We start from the raw sequence: 14,522 nt of genomic DNA on the forward strand, positions 1-14,522 counted from the left end.
TCCAGTGCCAACGCCCGGCGTCCCCGGTGTATTTCGCCGGAAGGCTCAGCCGCGCGCGATCGCCCGGAACACCTCGATGATCTCCTGCTCGTCCTGGGTGGTGCCGTGGTCGCTGAGCTTGACGATGACGGTGCCGCTGGGCGGGTCGACGTAGACGTACTGCCCGTAGACGCCGACGGCGGTGAGGTCGGCGCCGTCCCCGCCGGTCGGATGCCACCACTGCGCGGTGTAGGGCCAGTCGCCCACCCGGTGCGGGGCCGGGGTGCGGATGCGCTCGATCCATGCCCTCGGCACGATCTGCGCGTCGCCCACCCGCCCGTCGTCCAGCACCAACTGCCCGATCTTGGCGAAGTCGCGGGCCGTCGCGTTCAGGCAGCAGAACCCCTTCTCCTGGCCGCCGGCGCGATCGAGATTCCACAACGCGTCGTCCTCGGCGCCGATCGGAGCCCAGAGGTCACGCTCCAACAGCTCGCTCAGCGCCACGCCCTCGACCCGAGCCAGCGCCATGCCCAGCAACTGGGTGTCCACGCTGCGGTACTCGCCCTTGCTGCCGGGCGGGAACCGCAGGCCGTGGTGTTCGCGGACGAACTCGGCGAGATCCTCGGTGAGATACATCCGGGCCGTACCGGTCAGAGGCATGTACTTGTTGTAGTTCTCCGAGACGTCGACACCGGAGGCCATGTCCAGCAGGTCGCGAATGGTGACGGTGTCGTACGCGCCGCCGGTGGTCAGCTCGGGCAGGACCTGCACCAGGCGGTCGTCCTCGCGGAGCTTCCCCGCGGCGATCGCCCGGCCGGTCAGCAGCGACACGATGGACTTCGCCACCGACCAGGAGGACTGGCGGGTGGTCGCCGTGACGCCGTCGCGATACCACTCGTGCGTGCGCGCGCCGCCGCGCAGGACCAGGAACGAGTTGGTGTGCGTGGCGTCGAGGAAGTCGGCGATCGAGAGGTGCGAGCCCTTCCAGGGCACGCGGTCGGGCAGCGGCCGCGGGGCGACCGGCAACGGGCGCGGGGCGGGGGAGGCGGTCACCGTCCGGCTCTCGAACAACGCGCCCTGCTCGGAGGGTGGGTCGGTCATGAGCCGCAGTAGCGTCGGCGGCGACGGAATGTGCAGGACCGCCGTTGTCGCGAACGCCGCGCCGACCAGGACGGCGACGATCACGAGCAGGACAACGGTCGTGCGGAGCGCATAGCGGACCGCCCGCGAGCGCCCGGCTGGCAAAACGGTCATGACAAATGCTCTCAGTGGGGGAACCGATGATGGCACGCCGGAACGCAGCTCCGATAGATGGGCGGCCTGGAGCGGCCCGGAAACGACGCGTCCCATCGGGGCGGTAGCGTGACGAGCTGATTCAGGCCGAACGCGCGATGGTCTGACATCGGGTGTTCGGCGCACCGGCCGGCGACCGGCGTCGTCGCGTCGCGGCCCAGCGAGGGGAAGGACCACGATATGACCGCCTCCGACCGTCACCTTCAGGATGCCGGACCGTTGGATCCGGCGGACAGCGGGGACTCGGAGGGCTATGCCCGGGGCCTGAGCCCGCGCACCATCCAGATGATCGCCATCGGCGGCGCGATCGGCACCGGTCTGTTCTACGGCGCGGGCGGTGCGATCGAGCAGGCGGGCCCCGGCCTCATCCTCGCCTACCTGGCGGCGGGCCTGGCCATCTTCGTGATCATGCGCGCACTCGGCGAACTGCTGACCTATCGGCCGATCTCGGGCAGTTTCGCCGAATACGCCCACGAGTTCCTCGGCCGCTTCGCCGGTTTCGTGACCGGATGGTCGTACTGGGCGGTGTGGGTGGCCACCTGCATGGCCGAGATCACCGTGGCGGGTAAGTACGTCGAGTACTGGTTCGACATCGCGCCGTGGATCACCGCGCTGGTCGTGCTGGCGGTCATGTTCGGCGCCAACCTGATCTCGGTGCGGCTGTTCGGCGAGGGCGAGTTCTGGTTCTCCGCCATCAAGGTGACCGCGATCATCGGCATGATCCTGCTCGGCATCGGCGTGCTGCTGTTCGGCTTCGGTCACGCCTCCGATCCCACCGTCACCAATCTGTGGGCCGACGGCGGCGTTTTCCCCAACGGCATCGGCCAGTCGCTGCTGGTGTTGCAGATCGTGCTGTTCGCCTACGTCGGCGTGGAATTGGTCGGCGTCACCGCCGGAGAGGCGCGCGAGCCCCGCAAGACGCTGCGCAAGGCGATCAACACGCTGCCGTTCCGGATCGGCCTGTTCTACGTCGGCGCGCTCGTGGTGATCATGTCGGTGTCCAGCTGGCGCAATTTCCACGCGGGCAAGAGCCCGTTCGTGGAGGTCTTCGAGCAGATCGGCATCCCCGGCGCGGCGGGCATCGTGAACTTCGTGCTGCTCACCGCGGCGCTGTCGTCGTGCAACTCGGGCATCTACTCCACCGGCCGGATGCTGCGCACCCTCTCGTTGCACGGTGAGGCCCCTGCCCGGCTGAACAAACTGAGCGCGAACGCGGTGCCCTATGTCGGCATCACCGCGTCGGCGGCGGCGATGGTGCTCGGCGTGGTCGTCAACGTCATCTCCCCGGACAAGGCTTTCGCCTACATCACCTCGGTGTCGACCATCGGCATCATCTTCGTCTGGGGCGTCATCTTGGTCTGCCACCTGCTCTACCGTGCGAAGGTGGCCCGCGGCGAGCTGCCCGCGAGCGACTACCGGCTGCCCGCCGCGCCGTACACCACCGTCCTGGCGCTGGCCTTCCTCGGGCTGGTGGTCGTGCTGCTGTTGTTCACCGACAGCGGGCGCACGGCGATCGTCGTGGGCGTGGTGTGGGCGGCGCTGGTGTCGGCCGGCTACCTGGGGTTGCGCAAGCTGAGCAAGTCCGGCGCGGCCACAGGCAGCGTGCACAGCAGGTAGCGATCGGGCGCTGGTCGCGGGCTCACCGGGCGGTGAGGAACAGGACCGCGGCGCCGAGCGCCTCGACGCCGCAGTAGAACCAGTTCGGGTAGAAGGCGGTCCGCTCGTCGAGCACGGCGGCCGCCACCCGGCCGAGGGCCATGCCCGCCAGCGCGGCGGCGACGGCGACCATGATCCCGGAGCGCAGGGAACCCAGGTCCGCGGCGGCCACCGCGAGCACTGCCGTCATCGCCACGCCGAAGCCGCCGTAGACGGCGCGGACCTCGTAGCGTGCGCTCGGTTCGGTGAGGTGGATGCCGAACGGCCGAATCAGTGCGACGGGTGCGGCGAGCGCGTACACACCCATGCCCAAAAAGAAGACGCCGACGATTCCGCATACGGCCTGTGCCACTGCGACCTCCAGGGTTTCGGTTCGGTTGGAAAACCCAGCTTGTACCGAGTCGGGAGCCGCCGCTTCCGAAAACCCGCCGCTTTCGACGCGTCGCCCGGACCGGCGCGCTCGACCGATCGGATCACTCAGGCTGTGGTCGGAATGGTCGGTGAGCCCGACCACCGAGTGACCGAGCCGACGGTCGCCTGGCCCAGCACGGACGTCAGGCACTCTCCGAGCGTCGCGGCATCATGGCCGCCGCGACCAGGAGGACCACGGCCATCGCCGCGATGGTGACGAAGACCAGATGGACCGCCGAGGCCAGCGTGGCGGGCGCCGGATGGTCGGTGGGGCCGACCTGGGAGTTCACGATCGCGCCGAACACCGCGACGCCCACCGCACTGCCGATCGAACGCGCGAACATGTTGGCCGAGGTGACCACGCCCCGCTCGGTCCATTCGGCGCTGGTCTGCGCCGCGATCAGGGTCGGGGTCGCGACCAAGCCCATGCCGGCGCCGATCACGAAACAGGACGCGGCGATCTGCCACACTGTCGAGTGCTGCGTGATCAGCAGCGTGCTCGCCGCGCCGAGGGCGGCCGAACCGCTGCCGATCAGCGCGGTCGTACGAAAGCCGAGGCGCAAGTACACCTTCCCGGCCAGCGAAGCGGCCAACGGCCAGCCCAGGCTGAGCGCGCCGACCGTCAAGCCTGCCACCAGCGCCCCGGTACCGAGCACGCCTTGGGTGAACGTCGGGACATACGAGGTCGCTCCGAGCACGATGGCGCCGACCAGAACCGACACCAGGCTGCTGGCGATCACCACGCGGCGGGTGAACACCCACAACGGCAGGATAGGATTCCGCGCTCGGCGTTCCACCAGCACGAACGACACCAGCATGGCCGCGCCGCCCACGAAGATGCCGATGCCGACGGGAGAGGACCAGGCCCACGCCTGGCCGCCTTCGAGCAATCCGAGGATCACCGCGCCCGCGCCGACGGTCAGCAGTGCCGCGCCCGCATAGTCGACGCTCTGCCCGCGCCGCGGCGCGCTCTCGGCGAAGCTGCGCACCAGCATCCACGCGGCCAGCGCGCAGAGCGGAAGATTGATCAGGAAGATCCAGCGCCAGCTGACGTACTCGGCGAACAAGCCGCCCAGCACCGGGCCCGCCACACTGGACATGGCCCACACGCTGGCCAGATAACCCTGCACCCTGGCGCGTTCCGACAGCGTGTACAGATCGCCCGCGATCGTCATGGTCATCGGCTGGATCGCTCCCGCGCCGATGCCCTGCACGGCGCGGAAGATGATCAGGCCGAGCATGCTGGTCGCCATGCCGCACAGCAGCGAGCCCAGCGCGAAGATGGTGATCCCGAACAGGATCACCGGTTTGCGGCCCACGGTGTCGGCGAGCTTGCCGTAGATCGGCACCGTCACCGCTTGCGCCAGCAGATAGATGGAGAACAGCCAGGGGAACTGCGCGAAGCCGCCGAGGCTGTCGGTGATGGTGAGCACCGCCGTGGCGATGACCGTCGAATCCAGCGCGACCAACGCTGTCGCCAGCATCAGCGAACCGAGGATGGCCCCGCGCTCGGAGCGCAGGCCGATGGACGCGGGCACAGTCTCGGTCGCCACCGGGGCCCCTCTCGTTCGCCAGACTAACCACCTCGAACGACGGTATCCGCTGACCAGCTATTCCCGCACCGAGTTTTCTCCTGCCCCGAAACGAAAGAGGGGGCTGCTCACCGAGGCGCGGTCCGGTGAGCAGCCCTGGTGGTGCACCGGCCGCTGCCGTATCCATCAGCGGCCGGTGCACCGGTCATTGCGGCAGATCCGCCCCGGTGCGTGGCGGCCTCGTCTCGAGGACGGCGAGTTCCTCGTCGGTGAGCAGCCGGGAGCGGATCAGGAAGCGCACGCCTTCGGGCGCTTCCAGGGAGAATCCGCTACCCCGGCCGGGCACCACGTCGACGGTGAGGTGGGTGTGACGCCAGTATTCGTACTGGTCGGCGCTCATCCAGAACGGGGTGTCCGCCGCCGGATACCCGAGCAGCACGTCCGAGGCACCGACCCGGAATTCGCCGCGCGGGTAGCACATCGGTGAGCTGCCGTCGCAGCAGCCGCCGGACTGATGGAACATGACCGGGCCGTGCTGTTCGATCAACTGCCGCAGCAGCGCTTCCGCGGGGCCGGTGAGGTCGACGCGGTGCACCTGATCCGGCATCAGAAGAATCCGAGTTTGTCCGGCGAGTAGCTGACCAGCAGGTTTTTGGTCTGCTGGTAGTGGTCGAGCATCATGCGGTGGTTCTCGCGTCCGATGCCGGATTTCTTGTAGCCGCCGAAAGCCGCGTGCGCGGGATAAGCGTGGTAGCAGTTGGTCCATACCCGGCCCGCCTTGATGCCCCGACCGAGCCGGTAGGCGGTGTTCATGTCGCGGGTCCACACACCGGCGCCCAGGCCGTAGAGAGTGTCGTTGGCGATCTTCAGCGCCTCGTCGACGGAGTCGAACGTGGTCACCGACACGACCGGCCCGAAGATCTCCTCCTGGAAAATCCGCATGTCGTTGCGCCCGGCGAAGATCGTCGGTTCGACATAGAAGCCGTCGGGAAACCCCTCGACCTTGCGCGGGCCGCCGCCGGTGAGCACCTCGGCGCCTTCCTGGCGGCCGATGTCGATGTAGGACAGGATCTTCTCGTATTGGTCGTTGCTGGCCTGTGCGCCGATCATGGTGGCGTCGTCCAGCGGGTTTCCGCTGCGGATGGCCTCGGTTCGCTCGACGCAGCGCGCGATGAACTCGTCGTAGATCGAGGAATGGATCAACGCGCGGGACGGACACGTGCACACCTCGCCCTGGTTGAGCGCGAACATCACGAACCCCTCCACCGCTTTGTCGAGGAAGGCGTCGTCGGCGGCCATGATGTCGGGCAGGAAGATGTTGGGGCTCTTGCCGCCCAGCTCGAGGGTGACCGGGATGATGTTCTCGCTGGCGTACTGCATGATCAGCCTGCCGGTGGTGGTCTCGCCGGTGAAGGCGACCTTGGCCACGCGCGGGCTGGCGGCCAGTGGCTTGCCCGCCTCGACGCCGAATCCGTTGACCACGTTGAGGACCCCGGGCGGGAGCAGATCCGCGATCAGTTCCACCACCTTCAGGATCGAGGCGGGGGTCTGCTCGGCAGGCTTGAGCACCACCGCGTTTCCCGCGGCCAGCGCGGGCGCGAGCTTCCAGGTGGCCATCAGGATCGGGAAGTTCCAGGGAATGATCTGGCCGACGACGCCGAGAGGTTCGTGGAAGTGGTAGGCGATGGTGTCGGCGTCGATTTCGCTGATGCCGCCTTCCTGCGCGCGGACCGCGCCGGCGAAGTAGCGGAAGTGATCGACCGCCAACGGCAGGTCGGCCGCCTTGGTTTCGCGCACCGGCTTGCCGTTCTCCCAGGTCTCGGCCACCGCGAGCGCCTCGAGGTTGTCCTCGATCCGATCGGCGATCTTGTTGAGGATGTTGGCCCGCTCGGCCGCCGACCTGGCGCCCCACGCGTCGGCCGCCTGATGCGCGGCGTCCAAGGCCAGTTCGATGTCGGCGGCCGAGGAGCGCGCTACCTCGCAGAATGTCTGACCGTCCACCGGGGAGGGATTCTCGAAATAGCGGCCCTCGACCGGAGCGGTCCATTCACCGCCGATGAAGTTGTCGTAGCGCGCCGCGAATTCGACGACGCTGCCCTCGGTTCCCGGCTTTGCGTAGCTCATGGCGGGTACCTCCTCGCTTGTTGCGGACGTGATGCACACGGCGGAGCGGCCGTGATGCGGGTCACTATGCCCGGCGAGGGTTGAGGAAACGTTGAGGCGCGCGAGTTCAGCCGCGCAGGGCGCTGTGCAGCCGGGCGGCCGCGAGCGCGCGACGACCGTCGCCCGCGGGGAGCAGGCGCAGCGCGTGTTCGTGGATCTCGATGTCGTGGGGCGCGCGCTCGCCGTAGCGCAGCGCGTGCTCGACGGACCGGCTGGACAGCACCGCGGTGCGCACACCGACTTCCAGATAGTCGCGCCACTGCACGATCCCCGGCGTGTCCGAGTCCGGCAGCAGGGGTCCGCGATACAACTCGACCGCGGTGGCGGTATCGCCCGCTTCCAGCGCCGCCAGCACGTCCACGGCGTCACAGGACAGCGGGCTGATCAGCTGATAGACCCGGCTGGTTATCTCGCCGCCGGTGGCGCGCCGCAGGTGGGACATCTCCGATTTGAGCGTGCTCGCGCCGACCGGCCGGTCGCCGTACACCGCGAAGTGCAGGCGTTCGTGGGTCCAGCCGTCGGGCTCGAGCGCCAGCAACGCCAAGATCTCCAGCTGCCTGGGGCGTAGCCGCACAGGAGCGCCTTCGCGGATCAAGCGGGCGGCGCCGAGACAGGTCAGCCGGACCCCCGGCGCGGCCATCCGGTGGTGCAGCTTGGTCTCGATGGCGGTGACCAAGGTCCTGGCCGTGGACATCGCCAGCGGGTGGGCGCGATCCCAGGTGGTGGACAGATCGAGCACGCCGAGCTGGCGACCGTCCGCGGCGCGAATCGGCGCGCAATAGCAGACCCATCCGTGCAGAGCGGCGACCAAGTGTTCGGCGGAGAACACCGTGTGCGGCCGTTCGGTACGCAACGCCAGCGACAGCGCGTTCGTGCCCATGTGCGCCTCGTCCCAGCAGCCACCCGGCGCGAAGTTCACCTGTTCGGCGCGGCGGCGCATCACCGGACCGCCGTGCGACCACAAGATGGTCCCGGTCTCGTCGGTGATCGCCGCGACGTAGCCGGCGCCCTCGGTGATGTCGCGCAACTGATCGGTCAGCTCGGATACCGGTGTGCGCAACGGGGACTCGGCCCAGCGGGCCGCCACATCGGCTTCGGCCAGGGGCGCGTGCCTGCGCGCCGGATCGACCGTGCGCAGCGACCGCAGCCACGATTGCGCGACCTCGCTGCGCAGCGCGGTATCACCCTGCGGTGTCCCGGCGGGAATCCATCGGGACCACTCTTGTTCCAGTGCGGCGCGTTGCCGCGAGAGGGAACTGCGCTGTGCCATCTGGCGGATCCTGTGTCGTCGCTCCGATCGTCTGCGTGCCCTCCCATCATGCCCCAGCGCGCGCCCGGACATTCCGTTTCGGCTTGCCGTCCACGGGACTGGACGACTCGCGGTGGACGACGGCTGTCGACGATCGGATCGCCGCGTCCCCCTCGGCCGAATGCCGCGCGAAGCGTGCGTGTGCCCAGGGAATCCCGGCGGTGCGACCGGCGGTCGGTGTGCGGTCGTCGTCGGCGGCCGCACACCGAACCAGCTGGTTACGGCGTGGAGAAACCGATCAGCGCCCCGATGCCGGCTCCGATCGGAATGGTGACCAGTGCGCCGACCCCGCCGAGGAAGAAGCCGATCACGGCGCCGATACCCGCGCCGATGAGGGCGCCGACACCGGCGTTGTGCTGCTTGCGTGCGAGCGTCTCGTCCTCATTGATCTGCGTGAGGCGCTCGGTCACCGCGGGGGCGCCCACCGGCGTCACCGTGAGGGTGCGGCCCGCGTCGCTGATCGCCGGCGCGAGTCCGTGCGTCGCGCCGGAGGCCTGGAACGCCAGGGGCACGGTCGCGACGACCTGTCCCGCGCCGTCGCGCAGTTCGACCGCCCTGGCGTCGGCGGTCAACGCGAAACTGCCCGCGTCCAAGGTGGTGACCACCCCGGTGCCGTCGGCGGCGGGCGCCGAGGTGAACCCGATTCCCTGTTCGACACCGTGCACGCTGACCTGCGCGGGTGTGGCCGGCTGGGCGTGCGCGACGCCCGTCGCTATTCCGGTGGCTCCGACCGCGAGTAGGGCGGTGGCGGCGAATCTGTTGACTCTCATCGTATTCCCCACATAGTCGTGTCGGCCACGAGTGCCGACGAATCCCCAAGATGCCGGGTTTCGGCCCCACCCATTCTGGCCGCAGGGCTTTCCCGAAGCAATCGTTCTGCGAATTTCACGAGAAATCGATGAGTTGCCCGCAATGCTCTCGCGCGCGAATTCTGCCCGGGCAGAGCCGGTTTCGTGTGCTGATTTCGAGAGATTGCAGAATGTGTGCTGATTCCACCGGGGTGGTTCGGAATTAGATCGGCGTCACACCGAGTTTTCTCGAAAATTGCTGGCACCTGTCGAATTCGCGGTGGGCTCGATAGCCGGTGCTCTGCGCTGCCGGACGCACCGCGACTCGGTGCGACGCCGGGGGAGATCTTCTCCACTCGGTCGTTCGCGGTGTGGCAGGCGGTGATTCGAGGCTCCCCCGGTGTTGCGGCACTCGCGCCGGATGGCGGAGATGGCATCGGTGTGGACGTTGCCGCCGACGTAGGCGATCGTCTCCACGGTTCGGGTGATTCCGGCTCCGCGCCCGTGCTGGGTGCGGACGCCTTCGTGGCGTCCGGCCTGCGCGGAGCCGGAGATCACCGGGCGTAGCGCGCCGGAGAGTGCGTGCTCAGAACGCGCTTCCGGTGCCGGGCAGCAGCCAGGCGATGCCGGGCCAGATGCCGAACGGGCTGCCCCAGAAGCCGTACGGGTTGCCCCAGTGGCCGTAGCCGCCGTAACCACCCCAGCCACCGTAACCACCCCAGCCGCCGTAACCGCCCCAGCCGTGGCGGTGGTACCCGCCGTGGCGGTGCCAGCCGCCGTGGATCTCCTCGGCCTGACTCGTCTGCGTGACGGTGGGCTGCTGTGCCATCGCGGGCGCGGCGGCCGCGGCGACGGGTGTCAGCGCGAGCGCGGCGACCATCGCCACGCGGACGACCGCTCGCCGTGCGCGCCCGGTCTCGACGTCGTGGATCATCGGTACTTCCTCACTTCGGTACGTTCCTTGTCCTGCCGGTGACCCGATTCGGCGGCCATCGGCCCAATCTCACCATCACGCATCGTACCGTTGTATAACGGTACATTCAATGTGGTTCGGTCGTGCGAGAATTCGCCCCGCCCGGGCACGTCGACGCTCGTGCAGGCCGGTCGCGCTGGGTACCGTCGGAATACCCGACCTCGAGGAGGAGTCGACCGTGGCTACCAGTGCCGATGTGCTGACCGACGCCTACGAGCGGATCAAGGAGGTGGTGCACGAAGCGGTGGACGGGCTGGCGGAGGACGACCTCGGCTACCGCATGGATCCCGGCGCGAACTCGATCGCGTGGTTGATCTGGCATCTGACCCGCGTGCAGGACGATCACATCGCGGATGTGGCCGGTACCGAACAGGTCTGGACCGCGCAGGGCTGGTACGACCGGTTCGGCCTGCCCATCGACGAGTCGGCGACCGGATACGGTGACCGCCCCGAGGGCGTGGCCGTGATCCGTGCCTCCGCGCAACTGCTCGCTGGGTACTTCGACGCGGTGCACGAGCAGACGCTGCGCTTCGTGCGCGGCCTCGGCGACGACGACCTCGACCGCGTCGTCGACAGCCGGTGGGATCCGCCGGTGACGCTGGGGGTGCGGCTGGTCAGCGTGATCTCCGACGATCTGCAGCACGCCGGTCAGGCCGCGTTCCTGCGCGGGGTGGTCGAGCGAACGAGGTGAGCGGTGGCGCGGGGCGCGTCGGCGCAGCCGTGCCGTAGGTTGGTGCCGCGCATCCGATATGTTCACAGAGAGTGCCGCCGTAGTGGTTGGAATTGTTGTGGTCGCAGCCATCGTGCTCGTGGTACTGATTGCCGTCGCGGTGGTGGCGCTGCATTGGTACGTGTGGCGTCGCTTGGTCCGGGATACGACCGTCGTGGGCTCACCAGCCCGGCGGGCGGGCACGGCGATCGTGGTGGCGGGGCCTGTGCTGCTGGTCGGCACCACGGTTGCCGAAGTGGCAGATGCTCCGTTCGCTTTGGTGCGGGTTATCGCCTGGCCCGGCTACCTGTGGGGTGCGCTGTTCGTCTATCTGCTGCTGGCTTTGGCGGTCGGTGAGCCGATCCGCCGCCTGTTGTTGCGCCGCTTCGATCACGGCGAACCGGTGCCCGAACCGGTCGTCGCGGCCGAACCCGTTCAATCCGCGCCTGCGCCGGATCCCGTGCCGGAGAACGCCTCCGCGAGCGACCAGGCCGGACCGGCCGCCACGCGGCTACCGCGCCGCGTCTTCGTCTCGCGGGTGGTGAGCGGAGCGGCCGTCGCCGCGGCGGCGACCACCGTCGGCGTCGGCGCCTACGGCGTCCTGGACGGACCGAGCGTCAAGCGTGTCACCGTGCCGCTGGCGAAGTTACCGCGCCAGGCCGGTGGATTTCGCATCGCGGTGGTCAGCGACGTGCACCTCGGCCCGATTCTCGGGCGCGGTTTCGCCGAGCGGGTGGTGCGGACCGTCAACGACACCCAGCCCGACCTCATCGCGGTCGTCGGTGACCTGGTGGACGGCAGCGTCGAGCACCTCCGCTCGGCCGTGGAACCGCTGGCCGGGCTGCGCGCCCGGCACGGCGCGTTCTTCGTGACCGGCAACCACGAGTACTTCTCCGGCGCCGAGCAGTGGATCGAGCATGTCCAGGAACTCGGCATGCACCTGCTCGCGAATGCCCGCACGGAGTTGCCCGGATTCGACCTGGCGGGCGTGAACGACGTGCAGGGCGCACGAACCGGCCAGGGACCGGACTTCGCCGAGGCGCTCGGCGATCGCGACCGCGCCCGCACCGCCGTCCTCTTGGCGCACCAGCCCGTGCTGATCGAGGACGCGGTGGCGCACGGCGTCGATCTCCAGCTGTCCGGCCACACCCACGGGGGCCAGATCTGGCCCGGCAATTACCTTGCGGCCCTGGCCAATCCGACAGTCGCCGGGCTCGAGCGGTACGGCGACACCCAGCTGTACGTCTCCAGGGGAGCCGGGGCGTGGGGTCCGCCGGTGCGGGTGGGCGCACCGTCGGACATCACCGTCGTGGAACTCGTCTCGCTCCAGGCTTGATGACGGATCTCGCCGTCATCCGAACAGTCCGCCGAGCACACCGCCGCTCTGCCCGGCTTCCTGTCCGCCGCCGGTGCCGCCGAGGAAGCCGCCCGGCGGCAGCTCCGACGGCTGCACGATGACGAAACCGCGTCCGGAGAACGACAGCGTCATCCCCTCCCCGGTGCTGCGGCCCATCAACCGGCCCAGCCCGAACGAATCGTTGCGTTTGATGCCGGTCTGCAGACTCGACGACCAGGCCACCGCCGCCTGCGGGTCGGCGTAGGTCGGCTGGTCGACATTCAGCACCACCGGCGTGCCGTGCGTGGTGATGGCGATGCGGCCGCGGCCGGTGAAGACACAGTTGAACAAGCCGGCGTTGCTGGCGAACCCGGCGGCGCCCTGCACCATCCGGATGTCGTAGCGCAGGGTGGAATCGAAGGCGAGCACGTTGGCGCCGTTGATGGTGAGACCGTCGGTGCCGTCCAGATCGATGGTGTGCACATCCGCTGCGCCGTTGGCGACGAACAGGTCGCCGCGCCCGGTTACCTTCATCAGGGGAACGCCTTCGCCGGTCAGCCGCTGCTGGATCGCCCGGCCGATGCCGCCCGCCCCGAGCGCTTGGAACTGCAGGTCGCCCTGGTAGGCGACCATCGATCCGGCGCGAGCCATCACGTCGCCGTTGACGGCCACCTTGATCATCTTGCCGCCCTGCTTCTGGATGCCCGCGCCGGTGACTTCGGCGTGGCTGGGGGCGAACAGTTCGCTCTGCATCGGCAGCGCTCCTTGCTGAGGTGAGGGCATCGGTGGTGGCGGCGCCGCGGACGGGGCGGAATAGGCCGGTGGCGGCGGGTAGGTGGGTTGCGGCGGGTAGGCCGGTTGCGGCGGGGAGCCTGGTTGCGGCGCGGGCTGGTGCGCCTGCGGTGGGGCAGGTGGATACGGGGGAGCAGAGGCGGTTTGCTGTGGCGGGGGCGGAGCAGATCGATACGCCGGTGGGGGAGTCGAAGCGGGTGACGAGGTCGGCGGGGCCGGCTCGTCATCGATGTTCACCCCGAAAGCCGTTGCGATTCCGGCCAGCCCGTTGTCGTAACCCTGCCCGACCGCGCGCACCTTCCATCCGCCGCCGCGGCGGTAGATCTCCACGCAGACCACGGCGGTCTCGGTGCTCAGCCCTGTCATCGGGAAGGCCAGCGTGCTCGAGGCGGAGGCGATGGTCGCGCGCAGCGAGCCCGCGGACGCGAAGGTGGGCGGACCGTTGCCGTCCAGGCTCGCGGTGACGACGACACGGTCCACGTCACCGGGCAACGCGCTGGTCTGGATGTCCACCACGTCGCCTGCCCCCCGGCCGTGCCGGTAGGTGACGCCCGGTGCGACCGGCTGGTTGAAGAAGACGAAGTCGGCGTCGGAGCGCACCCGCCCCGCCGCGTTCAGCAACAGCGCGGATACGTCGACGGGAGCCGAGCAGGTGACGGTCACCGCCAGCCGATCGCCCGGCGCGGGGCGGTTCTCACCGCGGGCGAGGTCGGTCACGGCAGGCCGTCCGATCCGTCGGGGCGTCGTCGGGTTGACATGCGATTCACGGTTTCCAGTGTGTCGTGCGTCCGGAACCCGCGCCACCGGCATACCCGGCCGGACCACGACAGGCGCTTGCGTCCGTTCGCGGGCGGCGTCCTGGTCGCGGCGACAGCTCCTGCGTCCCGGTGAGGTCGGCAAACCATGGGCCGGTCGCGGGCCAGCACCCGCCCGAACGCTGATCGCCGCCTGAGCGTCCCCGGCATACGGCCCTCGCCGCACCCCGGCGACACGGCATACGGCGCGACGGCACCGCACCTGTTCGGCTGCGGCGGCCGATCCTCGGAAGCGCGACTAGAGCCCGGCCGTATCGATCGGGCTCTGGTCGGCAATCCGGCCTACAGGACTTCGGCGTACATGGTGCCGTCGAGGATGCCGAATTCGACTTGTCCGGGGAACAGGGGCAGGGCGCCGGTGGCGTGCTGGGTGTGGTTGATCGCGATGGTCTCGGTGGCCCACCGGTGCAACGGTTCGGGTAGACGAAGAACCCGATGGTCGGTGCAGCGGACGTACGGGTAGGTGATCTCGCCGGGCCCGGCGAGCGGGTTGTGGATGGCGAGGGTGGCGATGTCCAGGACCAGTCCGGTGTGCTTGGCGGAGGCGACGGTCGGTGGCTGCAGTTCGATGTCGTCCATGACCGAAGACGGTAGCTCGAAGGATGCCGGAAGTGGGTGATTCCACGCGAATGTCGGTGGGATTTCATGGGAAGTGGGGGACGGCGAGGTTCATCTAGTTGGGTGAACCCCACCGCTACCACCAGCGATCGCGGCAGGCTTGGGCGTACCGGTGCCGCGCTGGATGCCCCGGAGCCACCGGGACAGC

General features: G+C 69.2%; 13 protein-coding genes. 3 read left to right on the top strand and 10 right to left on the bottom strand.

Annotated features, from left to right (window positions below):
• Nucleotides 1-45 precede the first annotated feature (45 nt).
• Nucleotides 46-1,233, bottom strand: a complete 1,188-nt coding sequence (locus M8859_RS12265) for a serine hydrolase domain-containing protein (RefSeq protein WP_159928357.1) — start codon at nt 1,231-1,233, stop codon at nt 46-48.
• 219 nt (nt 1,234-1,452) lie between these two features.
• On the opposite strand from M8859_RS12265, the gene M8859_RS12270 reads away from it, so the two are divergent.
• The gene (locus M8859_RS12270; protein WP_370523820.1) at nt 1,453-2,889 is read left to right on the top strand and encodes an amino acid permease; all 1,437 of its coding nucleotides are present in this window, start codon (nt 1,453-1,455) and stop codon (nt 2,887-2,889) included.
• Nucleotides 2,890-2,911: 22 nt separating this feature from the next.
• On the opposite strand, the gene M8859_RS12275 is transcribed toward M8859_RS12270, so the two are convergent.
• The 7 genes from M8859_RS12275 to M8859_RS12305 form a co-directional block, all read right to left on the bottom strand.
• Complete coding sequence (locus M8859_RS12275; RefSeq protein ID WP_159928355.1) at nt 2,912-3,280, bottom strand: DUF4345 family protein; 369 nt, start codon at nt 3,278-3,280, stop codon at nt 2,912-2,914.
• A gap of 202 nt (nt 3,281-3,482) precedes the next feature.
• Nucleotides 3,483-4,892, bottom strand: a complete 1,410-nt coding sequence (locus M8859_RS12280) for an MDR family MFS transporter (protein WP_159928353.1) — start codon at nt 4,890-4,892, stop codon at nt 3,483-3,485.
• Between the two features lie 184 nt (nt 4,893-5,076).
• Nucleotides 5,077-5,478 carry a DUF779 domain-containing protein gene (locus M8859_RS12285; protein ID WP_195070642.1) on the bottom strand — a complete coding sequence of 134 codons (402 nt, stop codon included), beginning with the start codon at nt 5,476-5,478 and terminating at the stop codon, nt 5,077-5,079.
• Nucleotides 5,478-6,995 (bottom strand): aldehyde dehydrogenase, encoded by a 1,518-nt coding sequence (gene adh / locus M8859_RS12290; RefSeq protein ID WP_159928349.1) that lies wholly within the window; start codon nt 6,993-6,995, stop codon nt 5,478-5,480. The genes M8859_RS12285 and adh overlap by 1 nt, the downstream gene beginning before the upstream one ends.
• Before the next feature lie 106 nt (nt 6,996-7,101).
• The gene (locus M8859_RS12295; RefSeq protein ID WP_159928347.1) at nt 7,102-8,304 is read right to left on the bottom strand and encodes a sigma-54-dependent transcriptional regulator family protein; all 1,203 of its coding nucleotides are present in this window, start codon (nt 8,302-8,304) and stop codon (nt 7,102-7,104) included.
• Between the two features lie 257 nt (nt 8,305-8,561).
• On the bottom strand, nt 8,562-9,113 hold the full coding sequence (locus M8859_RS12300) for a DUF8020 domain-containing protein (RefSeq protein ID WP_159928345.1): 552 nt from the start codon (nt 9,111-9,113) through the stop codon (nt 8,562-8,564).
• Between the two features lie 604 nt (nt 9,114-9,717).
• Entirely contained in the window at nt 9,718-10,065 is a 348-nt protein-coding gene (locus M8859_RS12305; RefSeq protein ID WP_159928343.1) for a hypothetical protein, read from the bottom strand.
• A 217-nt stretch (nt 10,066-10,282) separates the two neighbouring features.
• Here M8859_RS12305 and M8859_RS12310 point away from each other — a divergent pair, with 217 nt between their 5' ends.
• Both M8859_RS12310 and M8859_RS12315 read left to right on the top strand, forming a co-directional pair.
• Complete coding sequence (locus M8859_RS12310; protein ID WP_236565634.1) at nt 10,283-10,795, top strand: mycothiol transferase; 513 nt, start codon at nt 10,283-10,285, stop codon at nt 10,793-10,795.
• Nucleotides 10,796-10,892: 97 nt separating this feature from the next.
• On the top strand, nt 10,893-12,149 hold the full coding sequence (locus tag M8859_RS12315; protein WP_236565633.1) for a metallophosphoesterase: 1,257 nt from the start codon (nt 10,893-10,895) through the stop codon (nt 12,147-12,149).
• Between the two features lie 15 nt (nt 12,150-12,164).
• On the opposite strand, the gene M8859_RS12320 is transcribed toward M8859_RS12315, so the two are convergent.
• Nucleotides 12,165-13,658, bottom strand: coding sequence for an AIM24 family protein (locus tag M8859_RS12320; RefSeq protein WP_249644236.1), 1,494 nt, complete (start codon nt 13,656-13,658; stop codon nt 12,165-12,167).
• A gap of 380 nt (nt 13,659-14,038) precedes the next feature.
• Entirely contained in the window at nt 14,039-14,335 is a 297-nt protein-coding gene (locus M8859_RS12325) for a hypothetical protein (protein ID WP_159928339.1), read from the bottom strand.
• Nucleotides 14,336-14,522: the final 187 nt, after the last annotated feature.

The organism is Nocardia sputi, from assembly GCF_023501985.1.